The organism is Pseudovibrio sp. Alg231-02 (assembly GCF_900143565.1).
Taxonomy (GTDB): Bacteria; Pseudomonadota; Alphaproteobacteria; order Rhizobiales; family Stappiaceae; genus Pseudovibrio.
Genome location: NZ_FREX01000003.1, coordinates 336,571 through 356,430, shown reverse-complemented (window position 1 = coordinate 356,430; position 19,860 = coordinate 336,571). Strand labels below are relative to the sequence as shown.

Sequence of the window (19,860 nt, the reverse complement as noted above, 5' to 3'; positions counted from 1 at the left end):
TTTTTGACTGAACTTACCCCTGCAAATTTATGCGAGCCTGTTCCTTTGGATATCCCTCGAATAAATTAACACTTCATTAAGGATATAAAGGTCCTCATACTTCAGATAGTATAAATTCTAGTCACTCAACCTGACGTGAAGCACCAGTATTTAGGCTAGTCAAAGCCTACGCAGTTGAGTACTTGTGAGTATATTGCATATTTGGTGGCTCTGAGACGTGTTCCCGACAGCCTTCTTCGGCTCTCGAAGACGAATACGCTAGAAAATGAAGGATTTAAGCGGCTTGTCCATTCCTTTTAAAGGCCAACCGCTTTTGGACCACGCTCGATGAAAATTATCTGCCCTCAATGTAATACTGCCTACGAGATCCCAACGGACAAAATTGGAGAGACTGGCCGCAAAGTAAAATGCGCCAGCTGCAATCATATCTGGCAGGTTACACCAGAGGTAGAGGACGATTGGGCTGCTGCACTCGATGCTGAGCCCGAAGTACACAACAATTCAACACCCGATGATGACCGCAAAGAGCCCTCATTCTCCGAAAGCTTGGATGAAAGCGATTGGGCTGGTCTCGGCGATAAAGCAGATCGTCACGAAGCATTTTCAGAAGAAGACCTTGTAGGAAAACCCAAGGAAGAACCTTCAGATTCAAGCGGTTCTATGGGCAAGGACACCGGCACTCAGTCCAGTGATAAGGCCGGCAACTCCTATGAGGCATCAGAAGAACCAACGGGTTCTGAAGAGGAGAAACCCGACGATAAAAAGAAATCTGAAGGCGCCTCTCAAAAGTCCAACCGAAGATCTAGAAAAAAAACCAAGTCATCCCGCAAATCAGGTGTTATAAGCGCGAAAGGCCTGCTGGGCGCAAGTCTTCTTGCTGCTTCACTCGCACTCTGTTTTTCAGCTGTGCACTACCGTGAATCAATCGTAAGAACCTTCCCCGATTTGGCTGGTCTTTACCAGTTGGCTGGTATGACCGTAAATCTGCGTGGTCTTGTGTTTAAGGATCTGAGAACATTCCGTGAGGTGGACGACGGTTCCGTCGTGCTTGTTGTGGAAGGTTCTGTAGAAAATATTACAAGAAGCGAGACGTATATTCCGGCGATTAAGCTGGCGTTGCGCTCACTGGACACGCAAGAGATACACTCCTGGATTGTTGAGCCAAGAGAAGACTGGCTTGCACCAGGTGATAAAACCCGGTTCAGAGCTCGGCTAAACAATCCGCCAGAGCGAGCCGCCGACATTCAATTGCGCTTTGTTGAGCGCCAAAAGAAAAGAGCGAGCATTAGATGACCGGTAACCCGGAAATCCGCGTGCTGTTTGATGAAGAAGCAATCGCGGCACGCGTAAAAGCCGTCGCAGAAGCTATCTCACAGGACAAGCCTCACAATCTCCTCGTAGTAGCGGTCTTGAAAGGAAGCTTCATTTTTGCAGCTGACCTTGCCCGTGCTTTGCACAGAGCAGGTTCCGTTCCGGAAATGGAATTTTTACACCTTTCAAGTTATGGAAGTGGAACGGTGTCGTCAGGAGAGGTAAAAGTCCTCCGCGATATCGAAAGCGACGTGACCGGAAGAGACGTCATCTTGGTCGATGATATTCTTGAATCCGGCCGCACTCTGAAGTTTGCACGCGACATGATCGCCGAACGTGGAGCCAAGTCTGTCCGGATTGCTGCACTCCTGGACAAACCGAACCACAGAAAAGCCGATGTTAAATCGGATTATACGGGCTTTGATTGTCCGGATAAATTCGTCGTCGGCTACGGCATGGACATGGGGCATGCATGGAGACAGTTGCCATTCATCGGCTACGTGCCGCAGGAAGGTGACGACTAACTAGGGGGGCTATAATGGCTCACATACTTCTGACGGAAGACGATGATGCGGTCCGCGCCTTTGTAAAACGTGCATTGGAGCTGGACGGGCACAAAGTGACCGCCGTAGAAGATGGCGCCGAAGCCGCTCTTGTACTGCTGCAACAGCAGGGCAGGTTTGACCTTCTACTCTCCGACATCAGAATGCCGGAGATGGATGGTATCGAACTTGCGATGCAAAGTAGCGCTCGCTATCCGGGCCTGCCAATCCTTTTGATGACCGGTTACGCAGACCAGCGTGAACGCTCTGAAGAAGTCGGTAAATGCGTGAAGGACGTTCTGACAAAACCATTTTCACTGGTGGAAGTCAGAAAAGCCGTCACCACTGCCTTGGCAGAAGAAGAAGAAGGCTCTCAGCAAACCGCGTTTGCTTAAAGCCCTTCCCCAATAAAGTTTCAAGAAACGCGATCCCTCTTCCGAGCGGTCGCGTTTTGTTTTTTCAGTCTCAAGCGCTAAACCTAAATCCAACACGCTGTACAAAATCGGGATTTCCTGATCTTCTATGCGCATATTTCATTGTTGGTTTTGAGTGAGCTTTCCCATGGAACAAGAGACTTCTGCCCTTCAACAAGCAATGATGCGCTTGGAAGACCCGGCAGCGCCCCTTCCTCCTGCAGCAAAGTACTATGCAGCCAGCCGAATATATTCAGCGGTAGAAAGCTGTTTCGCGCATTGGGAAAACATCCCGGAAACCAGCAACGCAGATCTCTACTTTCGCTATCTAGGTGCATTGGAAGACGTCGAAGATCGCCGTGGCTTCCTGCTCGCAACGCAGAGCTATCTGGCTCACCTTAAGAACGCGCATACTCACTTCATTGATTTCACGCTCTTGCAAAACTCAGGCTTTGGGTTCTGGGCACGCCCGCTACCCGTATCAGCCTCAAAGCGCGCATGGACTGTTTGTGGCTCAACTCACACAGACATCAAAGCCGGAGACATCATAGAGCAGGTCAACGACCTTCCTGCTAATGAGTTCTTTGCGAGGTACACAAAGCTTGTCAGCGCCTCAAAGCCAGAAGCGGCAGAACGCAACCTGCTGCTATTCAATAGCTTTCTTTTGCCAAACCAACTCAACATCACACTTCACGACGGGCAAAGCCTGCAGATCACCCGCGCAGGACACAAGCATCCGCTTTCATATCTCAAGGCATTTGAACTCGACACGTCGGGAAAGCATCCACGCCTGATCATCCGCAGCTTCTCAAAACCAGAGTACGAGGAACAAGCTCTCGCCTTCCTAAGCCAGATCGACAACCAATCTCCAGTCATCCTTGACTTACGCGGCAATGGCGGCGGCAACACACCCATGAAGCTCATGAAAAAACTCTGCCTGGAGCCAATCGCAATCTGGATGGAACGAACACCTCAGATCACCGGACTGGAGAAGGCTGAACAAGGCGTGGCTGCATGGCAAAACGGAGAACTCTCCGCACATCACACCCAGCCCAACGCTGAAACAACGCCCATGCATCTCCTCACAAACGGCGAGACCTTCCCAGCCAGTGCCACACCGTTTCGAGGAAAGCTGATTGTTCTGATTGATATTGGCAGCGGCTCTGCAACCGAAGATCTCTTGATACCTCTAAAACATTCCGGACGCGCAACAATCGTTGGAGAAGCGTCCGCGGGCTCAACCGGACAACCCTATTTTGAGGCACCTCTGCCCGAAACACAGCTCACAATCTCGGCAAAGCGTACTGATTTTCCAGATGGGACAAGGTTTGAAGGAGTTGGGATACATCCGGATTGTCCGGTTATGCCAACACCAGAAGACATCCGCCAAGGCAACGACCCCGCCCTCACACTTGCACAGCAACTACTCAGACAAGCCGTGACCAGCTAAGCCAATCTCAAACGTCCTCGTCCAGCTCCAGCTTACCAGCCGATGCTTGCGGACCTTTAATCAGTCGTCTTATCAGACGGGCGCTTCTCGTAGAACTCTAGCGTATGCAGGCTCATATCCGCATATTCAAAAAGCATGTTGCGGGAGAACCCACGCCGGATCAGGACATAAAGCCCCTCAAGGATCATCACATAGAAGATCAGAAGCTTCTCAATATCATCAGGGTCTTTGAGTTCACTCTTCAGATCCATGAATTTCAGGCGGAAATGCTTCACACCCTCCTGATAATACATCGCAAACTTCGCCAGCAGCTCCTCATCAAACAACGCCATATTGTCGAGCACACAAAACTTATCGCCGTGCTTGCTTTCACGATGACCGACACAGATATCGATGAACTCATATAGCACCGCTTCGATAGCCGAATGCAGATTGGAGTGCAGCGAAATGGTGCTTTTCAGCTCCGCAAAAATGCTGTTGAGCCACCACAGCAAAACCGCAGCGCAGAAGTCTTGCTTGGTCGTGAAGTGCTCTTCCACATACGCCCGATGTGGTCCACAGGCCTCATAGAAGTCTTCCATGGAACAGGCTTGCAGCCCTTTAAGCACAAACACCCTGATGCAGTCATCCATCACCTCTTCAATGATGTGTGACAGAACTTCAGGTTTGTTTGGGTCTGTCTGGCTCATGGCGAAAGTATAGGAGCTAAAGCGGGCACGACAATGAAGGAGCCGCCAAATGGCAAAGAAAACTGGAAGGACCGACATCGCGATCAATCTAGTTTTCTAACTCTTCATTAAAGCATCCTGAAACCGCTGATCAGTAGCGCTTCATCAACCGTTCCAGATACTCCAGCTCAAGCTGCGGACGGTCGGGATCGGAAAGCCGGCGGCGCAGCTCTTCCAGAATACGCCGCGCCCGCTGAACCTCAATCTCATCAGGCACTTTCACCTGACTGCCAAATTCCGGCCCCTCAACGCGGCGCATACGGCCAAGCGGGTCCTCGTTCAGCGGAGAGTTGGTTGCTTGCCCTTGCCCACCAGCTTGTCCGGCCAGTTGCTCTGCAAGCTGCTGAGCGCCTTTGCGCAAGGATTCCAGGGCCTGACTCTGCTCAGATACAGCCTCATCCGCCTGTTGCGCGCCTAAAGCGTCACCAGCATCCTCCATGGAGTTACCAGCACTATCCAGATCCTTGCTCGGCTTGGCGCCGTTGTTTGCCATGCTGTCGAGCAGCTTCTGCAGGTCATCAGAGAGATTGCGCTGCTGCTTCTGCAACTCGCGGAAGGCCTGCTGGGCCTCCTCATTGCTCATCTCACCACCCTGACCACGCTTATCCTGCTGGTCATTGCGCTGGCCGGGACGGCGCTGCTGGCTGTCCGGATCAAACTGATGCGTTTCATCCATCAGGTTGCGCTGCTTCTGGATCATCTCACCGAGATCTTCCAGGGCCTGCAACATCTCTTGTTGCTGCTGGCTTGGCGCTTGCTGTTGCTGCTGCGCATTCTGCATGTTCTCCAGCATCTGCTGCATCTGCGCCAACAACTCACGCGCCGCCTCCAAAGAACCGGTTTTCGCCAGCTCTTCCATGCGGCGCAGCATGTCATCCAGATCCCGAGGGGTAATCTGTTGAGAGTTCTCATCCATCGGCATCTGACCAAGCTGCTGAGGGTTCTCGCGCATCTGCTGGGCCATGGATTTCAGATAATCATCCAGCGCCTTACGCAGATCACTCATCAGCTCAGCAATTTCCTGCTCCGAAGCCCCCTGTTCCAATGCCCTCCGCAATGCCTCCTGCGCCTCACGCAAAGCCCGCTCGGCAGCAGATAAACCACCATCCTCAATCGTCAGCGCCACGTTCCACAGCACGTCCAGCATGTCTGTCAGCTGCTCATCCGTATTGGCTGCAACCAACTCGGCATAAGCAAAACGCAACGGCAGATAAGATCCTGCATCATCGATGAACCGCTCCGGCGCAATCATCAGCATATCCAGCGCATCCACCACCTGCGGATAGCTCTCAACGTTCATTGCAAGATTACGGCGCTGCTCAACAACAGCCCGCGCCAAAGGTTTATTGAACCGGCGCTCCGGCAGTTTGATATAAACGGGCTGCGAGCGCCCCTCTTGCTCAGCCTCATCACGAGCCACAAGCACAAGAGCCACCTCAGAACCTGCCCATGGATGGGCCGTTAAATCCTGAAAGGTCTGCCCGACAGCCATCTTGGAATCTTTGGGCGGCAAGCTCAGGTTAAACCGTGGCGCCTCCACCAGAGATCGGCCTTGTTTATCCTCATCCCCGCGCTGAACCTGCTCCATAATAGCCTCAGCAGAAACCACACGGTAATCATCCTGCACCAGATAAGTCAGTTTGAGACTGCCGGAAAGCTGCTCTTCTGGGTCATCAAACAAACGAATGCGCGGCGGCAAGTCTGGCCGTATCGCAATCTTCCAGGAATATTTCGGAGAGTCATTTTGAAGGATCTGCAAGCGCCCGCTTGAGTTCAACGGAAACCGCCATTCGGTGGTTTTCAGCTCATCAGAGCTTTCACCAGCACCCGGCTGCACACGTTCCGGTTCCAAAACCTCTTGTCCACGGCGCGAGAAATAAACAACGGAGAATTCACCAGTGCCCTGTGCCCGCACCAACACCTCACTGCCACTGGCAATCGAGAGCGCATCCCGGGAATCCCTCAGTTGATTGGCATCCCCGCTGAGGAAAACAGGAGCCTCACCCGTGTAAGCTGGCGGAGTAACCCACGCATCAATGCGAGCAGGTAAAACACTTCCCACAGCCTGAGACTGGAATGGTGCCAAAAGGCTAGACCACCGGTTCGCATCCGAAACGGAATACCCCACCACAAGCAACATAACGGCGAAAACACGCAGGGCATAAGGATCTTTGGCAAACCCGCGCGGATTAACGCCCCCAACCCGCAGGTTTTTAAGCCGCTCTCGCAACCGCTTTTGGTGGGCAGACCAAAGCGCAAGCGCCTCTTCGTCATCCATCCCGGTCGCCTGCTCATCCTTGTAAGAGAGCAAAGGTCGGTGCGGCAGATCACTGGCAAGCTCAACCTTGCGCAATCCCTCCGCTTCATCGGGAAGCTTCAGACGTAAAAGCGGGTAACAACTCCAAATGAAAACAGCGAGAAACAGGATTGATCCCACCGCAGAGCCATAAAAACCAAGCAGCTGCCACAGCCCTAAAAAACTAACGGCAACATACAGGCAGACCACAATAAGCGGCACCTGAATGGCAGGCCAAAACCGCTCCCAAAACAAATAAAGCTGCGCTTTAAAAGCCAGCCTTTTCAATCGGTAGGATAATCTTTGAGAAAACAGGGACTGCCACAGGCCAAATAGCCCGGCCCCTTCGCCATAACGCGTCTTATGCTCTCGCAATTCACTTGCAGAAGCTATGGCATTCTTTAGGTTTTTATTGCCGCCATTCTCATTCTGATGGGTCACAAAGGCCTCGCTAATCGCCGCCTGCTTTTTCTTTTGAGCATACGGCGATTAACGTAGATCAGCAATCTGGCAAACCTAAGGGGCTTTCAAACAGAGTTAAGCCTTTTCAACCCAGTTCGGCACAACGTCTTGATTTAGTAACTCATCGTAACTTGGACGCTGACGGATGATCGCAAACTTATCGCCATCAACCAAAACTTCAGGCACCAGAAGACGCGTGTTGTAAGTGCCGGATTGGGTCGCACCATAAGCACCAGCAGAGTAGACAGCCAGCAGGTCGCCTTCCTCAAACTTCGGCAACTCCCGGTCACGAGCAATGTAGTCACCGGTTTCACAAACTGGCCCAACAACATCCGCCAGCATCTGCTCACCGTTCTGACGCTCTTCGCTCACCGCACCAATGTCATGGTGGGCTTCATAAAGAGTTGGGCGGATCAGATCGTTCATCGCAGCATCCACGATGACGAAGTTCTTCGCTTCACCTTCTTTACGGTAGATCGTTTCGGTAACGAGAATACCGGCGTTTCCGGCAATCAAACGCCCCGGCTCGGTAATCAGCGTCACGCCAAGGCGCTCAATGTGCTTACGAACAACCTTCGCATATTCAGTCGGCAGCGGCGCTTCAATTCCGCTTCCGTAAGGAATGCCAAGACCGCCACCCACATCAAGGTGGTCAATCTCAATACCGTCTTCCTTCAGCATGCCAATCAGCACACCAAGGCGTTCCAAAGCATCATCAAACGGACCCAGCTCAGTGATCTGAGAACCGATATGCATGTCCATACCGGTCACTTTCAGGCCCGGCAGCTGCGCAGCTTCATTGTAAACAGCGCGCGCCCGGTCCCAGGCAATGCCAAACTTGTTCGCAGCCAAACCGGTAGAGATCTTAGCGTGGGTCTTTGCATCCACATCCGGGTTGATGCGCAGAGAAATCGGCGCAGTCTTACCCATCTCGGAAGCAACGGCAGAAAGCCGCTTCAGCTCAGGTTCGGATTCTACATTGAAGCACAGGATGCCAGCATCCAGCGCAAAACGCATTTCCTGACGGGTCTTGCCAACACCAGAAAACACAATCTTGTTTGCAGGAATGCCCGCTTTCAATGCACGCCGCAGTTCCCCTTCAGAAACAACATCCGCACCAGCGCCTAGTTTCGCCAACACCGTCAAAATAGCGATGTTGGAGTTCGCCTTCATTGCATAACAGGTCAGATGATCTATTCCATCAAAAGCCCCGTCAAAAACCTTGAAGTGACGTTCAAATGTCGCGCGGGAATAGCAGTAAAATGGTGTTCCAACCTCCGCTGCAATTTCACTCAGCGCAACATCTTCAGCGTGAAGCACGCCATCCTTAAACTCAAAGTAATGCAATGTAGGTCCTCTACGCTGGCTCTACCGCGGTGGGCTTAGCGAACCAGTCTAAAAATTGAAGTCGGGATCATCCTCATCCGCACCAATCAACGGATCCAGAAACAGACTTTCGTCCTTATCTCCAGGGATCTCTGGTACAGGAGCATCGTTCAGGGGTGGCGGTGCACCATCTGCAGTCGCCCGAGCTTGGCTTGGCGTTTCCAAACTGCCTTTACGCCCACAAGCGGAAACACTCAGACCGAGTGCAACAATTGTGAGGCCAATCAAAAGCTTGGAACTACGGCTTTTTGTAATGTCTTTCATGCCTTGCGAGCTCATGTTTTCTCTGCTCCAATCTGGATGATCTTACCAAACCAGAAATTCGACCTAAGGACTGACTCGGGCGAACCCGAGCCTACTCTCAGTTTTATTTCTGCACCGTAACAACGATGACTGCAAGATCATCCGAAGAACAGACTTACTTTTCCGTCTTCTGCTCACGCTCAAGCTGCTTAAGCCAACGGCGGGATTGCTTACGCACATTCACCGGGCTTGTGCCACCATAAGAGACACGGCTGCGAACAGATTTATCAACGGAAAGAACGCTGTAGACATCATCCGTGATCTGCGGTTCAACGCTCTGCATCTCTTCCAATGTCAGGCGATGCAGGTCTACACCTTTATCGACAGCCATCTTAACAAGTGCACCAGTCACATGGTGAGCATCACGGAATGGCATGCCAACTACACGCACGCACCAGTCAGCCAGATCAGTCGCGGTGGAATAGCCGGAACCGGCAGCTTTCTTCAGCGTTTTCACATTCGGCTCAAGGTCACGCATCATGCCGGTCATGGCTGCCAGAGCCAGAGACAGGTTCGGCAGAGCGTCAAACGCCTGCTCTTTGTCTTCCTGCATGTCCTTGGAGTAGGTCAGCGGCAAACCCTTCATCATCACGAGAAGAGAGTTCAACGCGCCATAAATACGGCCAGTCTTCGCACGGATCAGCTCAGCTGCATCCGGGTTCTTCTTCTGCGGCATGATGGAAGAACCGGTCGAAAACTTGTCGGAAAGCTTGATGAAGCCGAACTGGGCAGAACACCAGATCACAATCTCTTCTGCCAGACGAGACAAGTGCATCGCACAGATGGACGCATCCGCCAGCGCTTCAATGGCAAAGTCACGGTCAGAAACACCATCAAGAGAGTTTGCAGTCGGACGATCAAAGCCCAGAGAAGCCGCAGTCATCTCACGGTCAATCGGGAAAGATGTACCAGCAAGCGCAGCACAGCCAAGTGGGCTCTCATTCATACGCGCACGCGCATCTTGCAGACGGGAGCGGTCACGAGAGAACATCTCGACATAAGCCATCAGGTGGTGGCCAAATGTCACCGGCTGCGCGGACTGCAAGTGTGTAAAGCCCGGCATCACAACTGCTGCATGCTCTTCTGCTTTTTCAGCAAGCGCCTGCATCAGGTCGGTCACCTGTGCCTCAAGATCGTCCAAAGAGTCGCGTACCCAAAGACGGAAATCTGTGGCAACCTGGTCGTTACGTGAACGAGCTGTGTGAAGACGGCCAGCGGTCGGGCCAATCAATTCAGCCAGACGCGCTTCGATATTCATGTGAATGTCTTCAAGCGCACGTGAGAAGGTAAAGGTGCCCTCTTCGATCTCTGACAGAATTGTGTCTAGACCCTGAGCTATCTTTTCGGCATCTTCTGCGCTAACGATGCCCTGTGCAGCCAACATGCTAACATGAGCCTTGGACCCGGCTATGTCTTGTCGGTAGAGCTTGCGATCAAAATCAATGGAAGCATTGATCTCTTCCATGATTGCATCTGGCCCTTCCGCAAAACGGCCCCCCCACATGCGGTTGCTCATGTCTAGCCTCATTATGATTTGGGTTTAATATGAAGAAACTGACAGTTACCGGAAAGTTCGGCCTCGGAAAAGGGCTTATTGCAGCATTAGCTGGATTTGTCGTCGTAGGCGGAGCTGTATGGGCGCTTAATCAGCAAAAAAGTGAGGATCCACAAGCCCTCGCCTGCTCTTCTTCAATGAATACCGCAAAAAAACTCAAGGGTTTGACCACAGGCGAAGTGGCCGCATTCCTGCCTGCTGAGAAGCCTTTGAATCTCTCACAGTTGAAATTCAACGATGCTGACGGCAACTTCATCACCATGGCAGACCTGAAAGGCACCAAACTGCTCAACCTATGGGCCACATGGTGCGCCCCATGCCGCAAAGAAATGCCGCATCTGGACAAACTGCAGCGTGAAGCAGGCAGCGAAGAGTTCAACGTCATCGCCGTCAACATGGACCGTGGTGAAAACAATCCAAAGCCGCTGAAGTTCCTGAGCGATATCGGCGTGAAGGATCTGGCGTACTTCTCAGACCACACCATGGACACCTTCAATAACCTGCGCACCAAAGGCAAAGCCCCCGGCCTGCCAAGCACAATCATGATCGGTGAAGACGGCTGCGAAATCGGCACCATGTTCGGCCCCGCCGACTGGGCAGCCCCGGAAGCCTTTGCATTGGTCAACGCCGCGCTGGCTGGACAGAAAAAGGTTCAGTGAATTGAAATTCACGTAGCGGCTACTTAGATACATCTCAAAATCCATTTATAAATTTGAGATATTTATTATGCGCTACGCTGGAAATGTAATCTGGTTTGTCCTTGGAGGCTGGTACCTGGCCCTGATGTGGCTTGTGTACGGCCTCCTGTTCGCACTCACAATCATTGGCCTCCCTTACACACGAGCAGCCTGGGAAATGGCCAAATTATCGGCATGGCCCTTTGGCAAGGATATTGTGCACATAAGAGATCTGGATAACAAAGGTGCAACGCCAACCACTGTCTTAACAGGGGTCCTGGGTTTCATCTTCAACATCCTATGGCTGCCGTTTGGCCTCTCGCTGTTCCTAGGCTATGTGATATCCGGCATTCTCACCTGCCTGACAATCATAGGCATTCCCTTTGGCCTTCAGTCCTTCAAACTCGCAGCAATTTCCTTCTGGCCCGTCGGACGCCGTGTTGTAACGACCCAAACAGCGGACTTGGCACGCCAATACAAAGCCAGAGAAACCCTAAACAGCTACAGATATTAGAGAAACCGGCACAGCGTGCCCTAACTCACATTGGTCGTATCAGTCGCGCACACCCGCAACCGATGCCCGTCAGGATCGGTCGCAACAAACGTGTAGCCAAAGTCCAGATCAGTGGGCTCCAGAACGATCGGAATGCCCTTCTCTTTCCAGAGACTGTAAACCTGATCAACCTCTTCCCGGCTCACATCACTCAGTGACAGTTCAAAGCCGCCAAAGGACGGTTGAGGTTTCGGGTCAATCCCCTGCGCAGACTGCAAACCCAGAGTGACATCGTCTCCCAGAGAGAACAGCGAAAATTCCTGAAAACGCTCAATCGGACTGCTTTGCAGAACATCGGTATAAAACTTGGTGCTTTTCTCCACGTCTTCGACATAGAGAATAACGCTATTGGGCTTAAACATGCTCACACCCCGTCATCTTAAAAATCAAAGAAACAAACAGATTGCTACAGACAAAGTATAGCTCTTGCACCAAGCAATATCTTTGATCTTACCCCTTACCCGGCACAGGACGCTCCCTCATCCGCATCAGGCCCTCCTGAACAGCGGAAGCCACCAACACACCATCCCGCGTGTAAAGGCTGCCACGACTGAAACCACGGCCTCCGGCTGAACGCGGGCTGTCTTGCGTGTAAAGCAACCACTCATCAAAGCGGAAATCGCTGTGGAACCACATGGCGTGGTCCAGACTTGCCACCTGCAGATTTGGCACAAACACGTTGATGCCATGCGGGAACAGCGCCGTATCCAAAAGCGTCATGTCAGAAGCATAAGCCAGCACGCACTGGTGAATACGCGGATCATCCGGCAGCCTTGAAGCCGCCCGCACCCACACATGCTGAACCGGCTCTTGCTTCTTGCGAGAAAAGTATTGCCCCAAATCCAATGGACGCAACTCAATCGGACGTTCGCGCTTCCAGTACTTTTGTACCGGTTCTGGCGCCTTTGAGATCAGCTCGTCGGAAATTTCAGAGATCGGCATCAGGTCTTCCGGCATCGGCACATCCGGCATTTCAATCTGATGCTCCATGCCGGTCTCAACACGCTGGAAAGAAGCGGACATTGAGAAGATCGCGTGACCATGCTGGATCGCCACAACGCGCCGCGTGGTGAAGCTGCCACCATCACGAATACGGTCAACCTCATAGATGATTGGCACCTTCGGATCGCCCGGACGCAGAAAATACCCATGCAGCGAATTGACCTGACGTTCTGCGCCAACCGTACGGGAGGCAGCAACAAGAGCCTGACCAATCACCTGCCCACCAAAAACACGCTGCCACCCGCTTTGTGGGCTTGTGCCACGAAACAGATTTTCCTCTAATTTCTCCAGATCCAAAAGGTCCAGCAGATTTTCAACAGCCTTCGTCATTACAGACAAACCTATTTTTGTAGTGATTTCGATTGCATGTGAGTAGTGTGGCGCTATATCGATAGTGTCAACGATCAATTGGGCTAACCTAATGGTTATAGGGCAAACGATTACAGGAAAGAGTTCTATGAGCAAGAAACAGACCGCCACCGAAGACCTTTATGACGTCACCATTGGCGGCGGCGGGTATGTTGGCCTATCGCTCGCGCTTGCTTTGAAGCAGTCAGAACCTTCCATGAAAATCGCGCTTGTAGACCTGCGCCCACGCTCAGCCATCGAGAACGATCCGCGTTCCTCGGCCATCGCGGCAGGCGCCGTGCGCATGCTCGATCAACTCGGCATCTGGTACAAGCTTGAAGATGAATCCCAGCCTATCACCGAAATGATCGTCACAGACAGCAAGCTGCACGACAGCGTGCGCCCAATCTTCCTGACATTTGAGGGCGATGTTGATGACGGCGAACCATTTGCCCACATGGTTCAGAACAATCATATGGTCGGCGCATTGCATGATGCAGCCACAGATGCAGGCGTTCACATTTTCGCACCCGACAGTGTCAAAGACTTTGCAGTAGAGCCAGCCCACGTCAACATCACACTCGGCAGCGGCAAAACCATCCAGTCACGCTTGATCGTGGCAGCTGATGGCGTGCGCTCCAAACTCCGCGACCTCGCAGGCATCCAATGCAATCGCTGGAGCTACAATCAAAGCGGCATCGTCACCACAATCGCGCATGAACGCCCACACAATGGCCGCGCAGAAGAGCACTTCCTGCCCTCCGGTCCGTTCGCGATCTTGCCACTGAAAGGCAACCGCTCCTCCATCGTCTGGACTGAAAAGACGGCAGAAGCCAACCGCTTGGTCAATGGCGATGAGTTCACCTTTGAAATCGAACTGGAACGTCGCTTCGGTCATCATCTGGGCGAGCTCAAACTGGACGGACCCCGCGCTGCGTTTCCTCTGAACCTCGTGCTGGCGCGCTCTTTCGTCTCCAACCGCTTTGCACTGGCAGGCGATGCTGCACACGGCATCCACCCAATTGCTGGCCAGGGCCTCAACTTCGGCTTCAAGGATGTTGCAGCCCTCTCAGAGGTGCTTGTAGACGCCCACCGTCTCGGCCTCGATATCGGTGCAGCACACATTCTGGAGCGCTACCAGAGCTGGCGCCGTTTCGATACTTGGCAGATGGGCATGACTACCGATGTGCTGAACCGCCTGTTCTCCAACAACATCGACCCAGTCCGCGCCGTCCGCGACCTCGGCCTCGGTCTTGTTGAGCGCATGCCGTTCCTGAAAAAACACTTCATCGGCGAAGCTGCGGGCCTGGCCGGCCCTTCCCCAAAACTTCTCCTCGGCAATCCGCTGTAGAGCGTATTCCCGAAAAGTGGCTCCGGTTTTCGGATAAGAATACGCGTTAAAGTAACGACTCAGGTACACGTGTGAAAGACAAACGCTCCATCCTCATCACCGGATGTTCAACTGGCATTGGTTACTCTGCTGCACACATTTTGAGAGAGAGAGGATGGCAGGTCTTTCCCACCTGTCGCAAGCCAGAGGATGCAGAACGCCTGCGCTCGGAAGGCTTTGACACCTTCCATCTGGATTATTGCCAAACCGAATCTATTCAGGCCGCCGTTGAGTCAGTTCTGGCAATCACAGGCGGACGCCTTGATGCACTCTTCAACAACGGCGCCTATGGCCTTCCCGGCGCCATAGAAGATCTACCCACGAATGCCTTGCGCCGTCAGTTCGAAACCAACTTCTTCGGCTGGCACGAACTCACCCGCCTTGTCATTCCGGTGATGCGCGAGCAAGGTCATGGCCGCATCGTGCAATGCTCTTCCATTCTCGGCCTCGTCGCTATGGATTATCGCGGCGCCTACAACGCCACCAAGTTTGCATTAGAAGGCTACACCGACACCCTGCGGCTGGAATTGCATGGCTCAGGCATACAGGTGAGCTTAATCGAACCGGGTCCGATTCAATCCGAGTTCTCCAAAACAGCTGTCAAAATGTTCTATGAGGAGATCGGCGAGGAGACCAAGAACACCTCCCACTTCCGCGAAAGCTACAACCGCCGCCTCTCCATGCTCGCCAAAGGCGGCACCACAAAATTCAAACTCCCACCCGGCGCAGTCGTCCAAAAACTCACCCACGCCATTGAAGCCCCCAAGGCCAAGGCACGTTATTACGTAACCGTTCCAACCCACATCATGGGCACCCTACGGCGCATCCTGCCAACTTCAATGATCGATATGATCCTGAGAAGGTCTGCAAAGTCCGAAGAGTAAGAGAACGAGACCCCTCAGTTTTCTTCAAAGCAAACTCCCAGTGCCCCGTATTGCGCGCACTCTGGATTTATGCCCCCAGCAAAAGAGATTCCCCATGGCACTATTTCATCCTGACAATTGCACAATGAGTGAGCGACATAAGCAAATTTATGCGTATTGCGAACTCGCCTATACTGCTGTTGATTTCTCTGCAGCAGCCTTGTTCGTCGTTGGCAGCATTCTCTTTTTTAAAGAGGCAACCACCTATTTGGGAACATGGCTGTTTCTGGTTGGGTCAATTTTATTCGGTCTCCGCCCAACAATTAAGCTCTTTCGGGAAATTGCATATATCCGCCTTGGAAAATATGAGGGCCTACCTGAAGGCACTGAGAATAATACGGGTTGGCTAAACCCCGATATGAAGTGAACCTAACCAACACGTTCACCAACGACCAACCACAGGATTAAATTTCAGCACAGCCGAGTTCAAATGACCTTCATACTAGTTTTCCATGTTCTATTAGTTTTGACGTTTACAATCCGAATTCTGCTGCGAGATGATTTGTCACCACCAGTTCGCCTCGCCTGGTTCATCGTTTTGAACGTGCTTCCCTATGTCGGCATCGCCATTTACTTCCTCTTTGGAGAAACGGATCTTGGCCATCGCGCAGACAAACGCCACAAAGAGATTTTTGATGAGATCCATGAAAACGCTAAGCAATTCATGGGCACGCCAGCTGATGTCGATCAGCTGATCAACCCGGAATACCGCAACAGCTTCCATTATGCTGGTTCAATAAACGGCTTTTATCCAGTTGCTGGAAACAGCGCCACACTTATGGAAGATGCCACAGCGACCCGCGACAGCTTGATAGCAGACATCGATGCCGCGCAGGATTATGTGCATGTTCTCTATTACATCTGGCTAAATGACCACACAGGCACAGCACTCGCCAACGCTTTGATCAGAGCTACCCAGCGCGGGGTCGTATGCCGCGCGATGGCAGATGGTCTCGGCTCACACCAGCTCATAAAGTCACAGCTGTGGGAGAAGATGAAGGAGGCAGGCGTTCAACTGGCTGTCGCCCTGCCGCTGGACAAACCAGTGCGAACGCTCCTGACAAGCAGACTGGACCTGCGCAACCACCGTAAAATCACGATTATCGACGGAAAAGTCACTTACTGCGGCAGTAGAAACTCAGCTGATCCGGAATTTCTGGTCAAAGCAAAATACGCTCCCTGGGTCGACATTATGCTACGCCTGACCGGGCCCATTGTGACGCAAAACCAGCTTCTGTTCATAAGCGATTGGATGCAAGCAACAGGCGAAAAGCTAAATGACTTTGAATTGAAGTCAGAACCGGCACAAGAAGGGTTCCCGGCACAGGTGATGGGCGATGGCCCAACGGAACGCAAAGGAGCAACGCCTCAGCTCTTTGCCTGCCTTATTGCAACCGCCCGCTTCGAACTCACACTATCGACGCCCTACTTTGTCCCCGATGAAACTGTTCTGGAAGCCCTACGCGCTGCAGCTTATCGAGGCGTAAAAGTCACCTTGATTTTCCCGAAGGTCAACGACAGCTGGATCGTGGCAGCTGCAAGTCGTAGCCACTATTTCAAGCTTCTGGAGGCCGGTTGTGATCTCTTTGAATTCAAAGGCGGTCTGTTGCACGCCAAGACACTCACAATGGATAACAAGATCACTTTGATCGGCTCTTCCAATCTGGATCTGCGAAGCTTTGACCTAAACTACGAAAACAACATTCTGTTGCAGGACAAGGCAATAACGAACGCTGTTCTGGGCCGACAACAGCAATACCTCGACAGTTCAGATCAGGTCTTTTTTGAAACTGTTTCCAGTTGGTCATACCTCAAGCGAATAAAAAACAACATCATCGCAACAGTCAGCCCAATCTTGTAGTCCTGCAGCTAATCACAGTCTGTTTGGTGCTTAATCAAACTTGACAAAAGTACCGGAAGGATCAGCAGCAAAGCCATGGCGCACCGTGCAATGCTCTTCCATCCTCTTCCTCGTCGCCATGGACTACCGCAGCGCCCATAACACCACTAAGTCTGCATTAAAAGGCTACGCATTAGCTCATAAAAAAGAGGCCAATCGGCCTCTTTTTCGGTGTTCATTTATAGCTGACAAAATCAGATTATCGCGTAAGCGCTTGATAAAATGGCTTGTCTTTCAGGGCGTCAATTTCTGCAAGCAATTCAGGATCACCTCCAACAGTAACAACACGCGGGCCATCTTCATGGCGGAATGTTGTATACTGCGAATTATCAAATTTCACGTCTGATTCAGGCCTCTGACCTGGATTAATCCCTGCGCTTTCAAGAGCATTTTCCAGTTTGGTAACAAAAGATTTAAACTGAGATGCTTCTGCACCGTCTTCCGGAAACCCGAAGGGATAAAGAGTGAGCTGCGCACCCGCCAGCGCACGGTCAGACCCACTCCGAATTTCCTGTTCTCGATCATCCGTGAGTTTACCGTTCTGGCTTTCGCTCTCCAGCTTGTCTTCCAGTCTGGATTCCGCTTCTTTCGGATTCGTAATTTTAAATCCTCCAAACGGGTTGTCTTCAGACAAAAGGAGGGGTGTGAGCACATCGTAAGCTTTTTCAAGCTGCGATTGGTCAAAACTCATATGAAGCTTGTTACCATGATAGTTTTGGTAGCTAGAAATCTCACAACCTTGTTTATCAAGTTTATTGAACTGAGTGAAATAGCCAAATTTACCAATAGCCTCCACATTGTGATGCGGCGCATTGAATTTTTGAAACTCAGCCATTTTTCGTTCTTTAAATTCTTCTTTCGCTTCTGGCGTCAGTTGACCGGTTTTACGCATATCAATTTGCTCGCGGCCAATCTTACACACATTATGCAATACTTCGTTTGCGCCTGTTAATTTATGCTCACCATCATACGCGCGCACCACATGCCCTGTTGCGGTTGATGCTGCTAGATTTGCAAGAGCTTCAACATTTTCAACCTTCGCACCTTGTTCGACAGCCAAGCTGACAAGGTTTCTCTCAAAGGTCTGTTGTGCTGCAGGAGAAGAAAGCGGATACCGCTGTGCCAGCTTGGTAAACTCCGCACCACCAGGAATATAGGCCTTCAATTCATCAGAGTTTCGAATAGCATCAAATACTTCGTGCAGTGTCGCATCTGCGGATCGCAACTCCTGTTTCGACACCGGAGTTGCATCCTGCCCCTGACGCAGCAAGGAAGCGCTGACTTGCGTGGCCAGCGTGGTCCCATATCGCTTCGAAGCGGCCTGAAAAAACTGAGCGCTCACATCGTCATTATGCTTTTGAACAGAAGCCTGTGTTGGCCCCAAGTGCACCAAGCCACGCAACACATTTACAACTTTTCCACCAAAGCTGGACCCTGCACGAATAGCATCTACATCGATGCCTACACCTGTTGTTTGCTGAGGTTGTGCAGCCTGCACTACACCAGAAGAAGAAACGCCATCAACCATGAGGATATTCCAAATTTTTATCGTTGGGATTACACGGGGAGAAAATCAACTGTGCCAAGCCTCAGGACTTCAGATCGCACTAGCTCAGCGCCTTGCAATTTAGCTTGCCAGCTGCCAGCAACTTTCAGGATCTCCTCAACCCATTGCGAGAAAATTGTTAAGTTGAGAGAAGAGGTTGGCAACGACGCCAACAACGCAGCCTGCCCCATCGGAGTGCGTGCAAAACTATAAGCATGCACTGCATGAAAATTCTCATGCAGCATCTTTGCCATCATGTTTGCAGGTACTTCGTCTTCGTCACTCAGCACGATCAGCGCTTTCAGCCACTCATCACCGCAAAACAGCTGCAACACCAACTCATCAAACTGAAGAACACATTCACCAGCCTCTGTCAGACACAAGTTGCTAAGGCCGATCTGCTCTCCAAAGAGCACCAATACATTTTCTGCATTCTGCTTAGACACGGGGCATATGCCTTTCTCGATTGAACACTGTGTCAATCCTAGAAGTACTCTTGCCGACCAGCTGTCTTATTTGTCACTTAAAAGAAAAACTAACTCACGCTATCAAGGCATTTGAGATTAAGGCCTGTTTTGCGTATTTCCCTGCCCCAACAGGTGAGCACCATACGAGACCGCCTCATCTCTAACTAAATGCTGCGCAACCGCAGCAATCTCAGCACAGGCACGTTGGTAATTCACTCCGAATTTCTCGAAGATATCCCCTTCAAACTTGAAACCCAAGCGCTGGTAGAAAGCAACGGCATCTTCTCTTGCATCGCACCAGATGTTGTCTGCCTTTTGTAGGTCAGGCTGATTTGCAGCAAAACGAATGAGGCTACTTCCGATGCCGCGCCCTTGCTTTTCTGGCAACACTGCCAGCTTTCGCAGTCTCACAGAGGGCAGATCGAAGAAGAAAGACCCAACACCAATCAGGTTTTCTTCTTCAAAGGCTCCAATATGAAGGGCTTGGTGATCTTCTGGAACCATGACCCGTTCTATGGGAGATTCTGGCCAGAGCACTTGCTGACGTAGTTTGTATGTCAACGTTGCAGGAATGCTCCGAAAACTAATCTCTAGTTCTCTCATACTTC

Annotated in this window: 20 protein-coding genes; 10 read left to right on the top strand and 10 right to left on the bottom strand. The window is 51.6% G+C overall.

Features of this window, described 5'->3' with window-relative positions; all coding sequences use genetic code 11:
* Positions 1-327: 327 nt before the first annotated feature.
* The 4 genes from DHN43_RS11125 to DHN43_RS11110 all read left to right on the top strand — a co-directional run bounded on the left by DHN43_RS11125 (position 328) and on the right by DHN43_RS11110 (position 3,716).
* On the top strand, positions 328-1,293 hold the full coding sequence (locus DHN43_RS11125) for a zinc-ribbon domain-containing protein (protein ID WP_108818628.1): 966 nt from the start codon (positions 328-330) through the stop codon (positions 1,291-1,293).
* On the top strand, positions 1,290-1,835 hold the full coding sequence (gene hpt, locus DHN43_RS11120; RefSeq protein ID WP_057464651.1) for a hypoxanthine phosphoribosyltransferase: 546 nt from the start codon (positions 1,290-1,292) through the stop codon (positions 1,833-1,835). Before DHN43_RS11125 ends, hpt begins: the two co-directional genes overlap by 4 nt.
* Before the next feature lie 14 nt (positions 1,836-1,849).
* Positions 1,850-2,248, top strand: coding sequence for a response regulator (locus DHN43_RS11115; RefSeq protein WP_057464650.1), 399 nt, complete (start codon positions 1,850-1,852; stop codon positions 2,246-2,248).
* A 166-nt stretch (positions 2,249-2,414) separates the two neighbouring features.
* A complete protein-coding gene (locus tag DHN43_RS11110) occupies positions 2,415-3,716 on the top strand; it encodes a S41 family peptidase (RefSeq protein ID WP_108818627.1) in 1,302 nt (433 codons plus the stop codon).
* Positions 3,717-3,772: 56 nt separating this feature from the next.
* Here DHN43_RS11110 and DHN43_RS11105 read toward each other — a convergent pair whose 3' ends face one another.
* The 5 genes from DHN43_RS11105 to argH form a co-directional block, all read right to left on the bottom strand.
* Positions 3,773-4,483, bottom strand: coding sequence for a TetR/AcrR family transcriptional regulator (locus tag DHN43_RS11105; RefSeq protein ID WP_208995220.1), 711 nt, complete (start codon positions 4,481-4,483; stop codon positions 3,773-3,775).
* Positions 4,484-4,535: 52 nt separating this feature from the next.
* Complete coding sequence (locus DHN43_RS11100; RefSeq protein ID WP_108818626.1) at positions 4,536-7,181, bottom strand: TIGR02302 family protein; 2,646 nt, start codon at positions 7,179-7,181, stop codon at positions 4,536-4,538.
* A gap of 96 nt (positions 7,182-7,277) precedes the next feature.
* Complete coding sequence (lysA, locus tag DHN43_RS11095) at positions 7,278-8,549, bottom strand: diaminopimelate decarboxylase (protein WP_108818625.1); 1,272 nt, start codon at positions 8,547-8,549, stop codon at positions 7,278-7,280.
* A 48-nt stretch (positions 8,550-8,597) separates the two neighbouring features.
* A complete protein-coding gene (gene lptM, locus DHN43_RS11090) occupies positions 8,598-8,867 on the bottom strand; it encodes an LPS translocon maturation chaperone LptM (RefSeq protein ID WP_057464646.1) in 270 nt (89 codons plus the stop codon).
* Positions 8,868-9,006: 139 nt separating this feature from the next.
* Positions 9,007-10,407 carry an argininosuccinate lyase gene (argH, locus tag DHN43_RS11085; RefSeq protein ID WP_063308920.1) on the bottom strand — a complete coding sequence of 467 codons (1,401 nt, stop codon included), beginning with the start codon at positions 10,405-10,407 and terminating at the stop codon, positions 9,007-9,009.
* 29 nt (positions 10,408-10,436) lie between these two features.
* Between argH and tlpA the strand changes: the two genes are divergently transcribed.
* Both tlpA and DHN43_RS11075 read left to right on the top strand, forming a co-directional pair.
* Positions 10,437-11,105 carry a thiol:disulfide interchange protein TlpA gene (gene tlpA, locus DHN43_RS11080; RefSeq protein WP_108818624.1) on the top strand — a complete coding sequence of 223 codons (669 nt, stop codon included), beginning with the start codon at positions 10,437-10,439 and terminating at the stop codon, positions 11,103-11,105.
* A 67-nt stretch (positions 11,106-11,172) separates the two neighbouring features.
* Positions 11,173-11,637 (top strand): YccF family protein, encoded by a 465-nt coding sequence (locus tag DHN43_RS11075; protein ID WP_057464643.1) that lies wholly within the window; start codon positions 11,173-11,175, stop codon positions 11,635-11,637.
* A gap of 20 nt (positions 11,638-11,657) precedes the next feature.
* Here DHN43_RS11075 and DHN43_RS11070 read toward each other — a convergent pair whose 3' ends face one another.
* Entirely contained in the window at positions 11,658-12,038 is a 381-nt protein-coding gene (locus DHN43_RS11070) for a VOC family protein (protein WP_057464642.1), read from the bottom strand.
* Between the two features lie 88 nt (positions 12,039-12,126).
* Positions 12,127-13,008, bottom strand: coding sequence for an acyl-CoA thioesterase II (gene tesB, locus DHN43_RS11065; protein WP_108818623.1), 882 nt, complete (start codon positions 13,006-13,008; stop codon positions 12,127-12,129).
* Positions 13,009-13,135: 127 nt separating this feature from the next.
* On the opposite strand from tesB, the gene DHN43_RS11060 reads away from it, so the two are divergent.
* From DHN43_RS11060 to cls, 4 genes are all read left to right on the top strand, one after another.
* Entirely contained in the window at positions 13,136-14,377 is a 1,242-nt protein-coding gene (locus DHN43_RS11060; protein ID WP_108818622.1) for a ubiquinone biosynthesis hydroxylase, read from the top strand.
* Positions 14,378-14,448: 71 nt separating this feature from the next.
* Positions 14,449-15,300: an SDR family oxidoreductase gene (locus DHN43_RS11055; protein WP_108818621.1), complete on the top strand. Its 852-nt coding sequence runs from the start codon at positions 14,449-14,451 to the stop codon at positions 15,298-15,300.
* Positions 15,301-15,394: 94 nt separating this feature from the next.
* Positions 15,395-15,706 carry a YrhK family protein gene (locus tag DHN43_RS11050; protein WP_063291245.1) on the top strand — a complete coding sequence of 104 codons (312 nt, stop codon included), beginning with the start codon at positions 15,395-15,397 and terminating at the stop codon, positions 15,704-15,706.
* A gap of 63 nt (positions 15,707-15,769) precedes the next feature.
* The gene (cls, locus tag DHN43_RS11045; RefSeq protein WP_108818620.1) at positions 15,770-17,200 is read left to right on the top strand and encodes a cardiolipin synthase; all 1,431 of its coding nucleotides are present in this window, start codon (positions 15,770-15,772) and stop codon (positions 17,198-17,200) included.
* A gap of 238 nt (positions 17,201-17,438) precedes the next feature.
* Here cls and DHN43_RS11035 read toward each other — a convergent pair whose 3' ends face one another.
* The 3 genes from DHN43_RS11035 to DHN43_RS11025 all read right to left on the bottom strand — a co-directional run bounded on the left by DHN43_RS11035 (position 17,439) and on the right by DHN43_RS11025 (position 19,855).
* A complete protein-coding gene (locus DHN43_RS11035; RefSeq protein WP_108818619.1) occupies positions 17,439-18,767 on the bottom strand; it encodes a hypothetical protein in 1,329 nt (442 codons plus the stop codon).
* 29 nt (positions 18,768-18,796) lie between these two features.
* Entirely contained in the window at positions 18,797-19,231 is a 435-nt protein-coding gene (locus tag DHN43_RS11030; protein ID WP_159096826.1) for a CesT family type III secretion system chaperone, read from the bottom strand.
* Positions 19,232-19,348: 117 nt separating this feature from the next.
* A complete protein-coding gene (locus tag DHN43_RS11025) occupies positions 19,349-19,855 on the bottom strand; it encodes a GNAT family N-acetyltransferase (protein WP_108818617.1) in 507 nt (168 codons plus the stop codon).
* Positions 19,856-19,860: the final 5 nt, after the last annotated feature.

Bases quoted from the DNA above. Each gene is read 5' to 3' on its own strand.
- DHN43_RS11050 (WP_063291245.1), top strand. From the start codon at position 15,395: ATGGCACTATTTCATCCTGACAATTGCACAATGAGTGAGCGACATAAG.
- DHN43_RS11060 (WP_108818622.1), top strand. From the start codon at position 13,136: ATGAGCAAGAAACAGACCGCCACCGAAGACCTTTATGACGTCACCATT.
- DHN43_RS11115 (WP_057464650.1), top strand. From the start codon at position 1,850: ATGGCTCACATACTTCTGACGGAAGACGATGATGCGGTCCGCGCCTTT.
- DHN43_RS11025 (WP_108818617.1), bottom strand. From the start codon at position 19,855: ATGAGAGAACTAGAGATTAGTTTTCGGAGCATTCCTGCAACGTTGACA.
- hpt (WP_057464651.1), top strand. From the start codon at position 1,290: ATGACCGGTAACCCGGAAATCCGCGTGCTGTTTGATGAAGAAGCAATC.
- DHN43_RS11105 (WP_208995220.1), bottom strand. From the start codon at position 4,483: ATGTCGGTCCTTCCAGTTTTCTTTGCCATTTGGCGGCTCCTTCATTGT.
- DHN43_RS11035 (WP_108818619.1), bottom strand. From the start codon at position 18,767: ATGGTTGATGGCGTTTCTTCTTCTGGTGTAGTGCAGGCTGCACAACCT.
- DHN43_RS11125 (WP_108818628.1), top strand. From the start codon at position 328: ATGAAAATTATCTGCCCTCAATGTAATACTGCCTACGAGATCCCAACG.
- DHN43_RS11110 (WP_108818627.1), top strand. From the start codon at position 2,415: ATGGAACAAGAGACTTCTGCCCTTCAACAAGCAATGATGCGCTTGGAA.
- lptM (WP_057464646.1), bottom strand. From the start codon at position 8,867: ATGAGCTCGCAAGGCATGAAAGACATTACAAAAAGCCGTAGTTCCAAG.
- argH (WP_063308920.1), bottom strand. From the start codon at position 10,407: ATGAGCAACCGCATGTGGGGGGGCCGTTTTGCGGAAGGGCCAGATGCA.
- DHN43_RS11070 (WP_057464642.1), bottom strand. From the start codon at position 12,038: ATGTTTAAGCCCAATAGCGTTATTCTCTATGTCGAAGACGTGGAGAAA.
- DHN43_RS11075 (WP_057464643.1), top strand. From the start codon at position 11,173: ATGCGCTACGCTGGAAATGTAATCTGGTTTGTCCTTGGAGGCTGGTAC.
- cls (WP_108818620.1), top strand. From the start codon at position 15,770: ATGACCTTCATACTAGTTTTCCATGTTCTATTAGTTTTGACGTTTACA.
- tlpA (WP_108818624.1), top strand. From the start codon at position 10,437: ATGAAGAAACTGACAGTTACCGGAAAGTTCGGCCTCGGAAAAGGGCTT.
- tesB (WP_108818623.1), bottom strand. From the start codon at position 13,008: ATGACGAAGGCTGTTGAAAATCTGCTGGACCTTTTGGATCTGGAGAAA.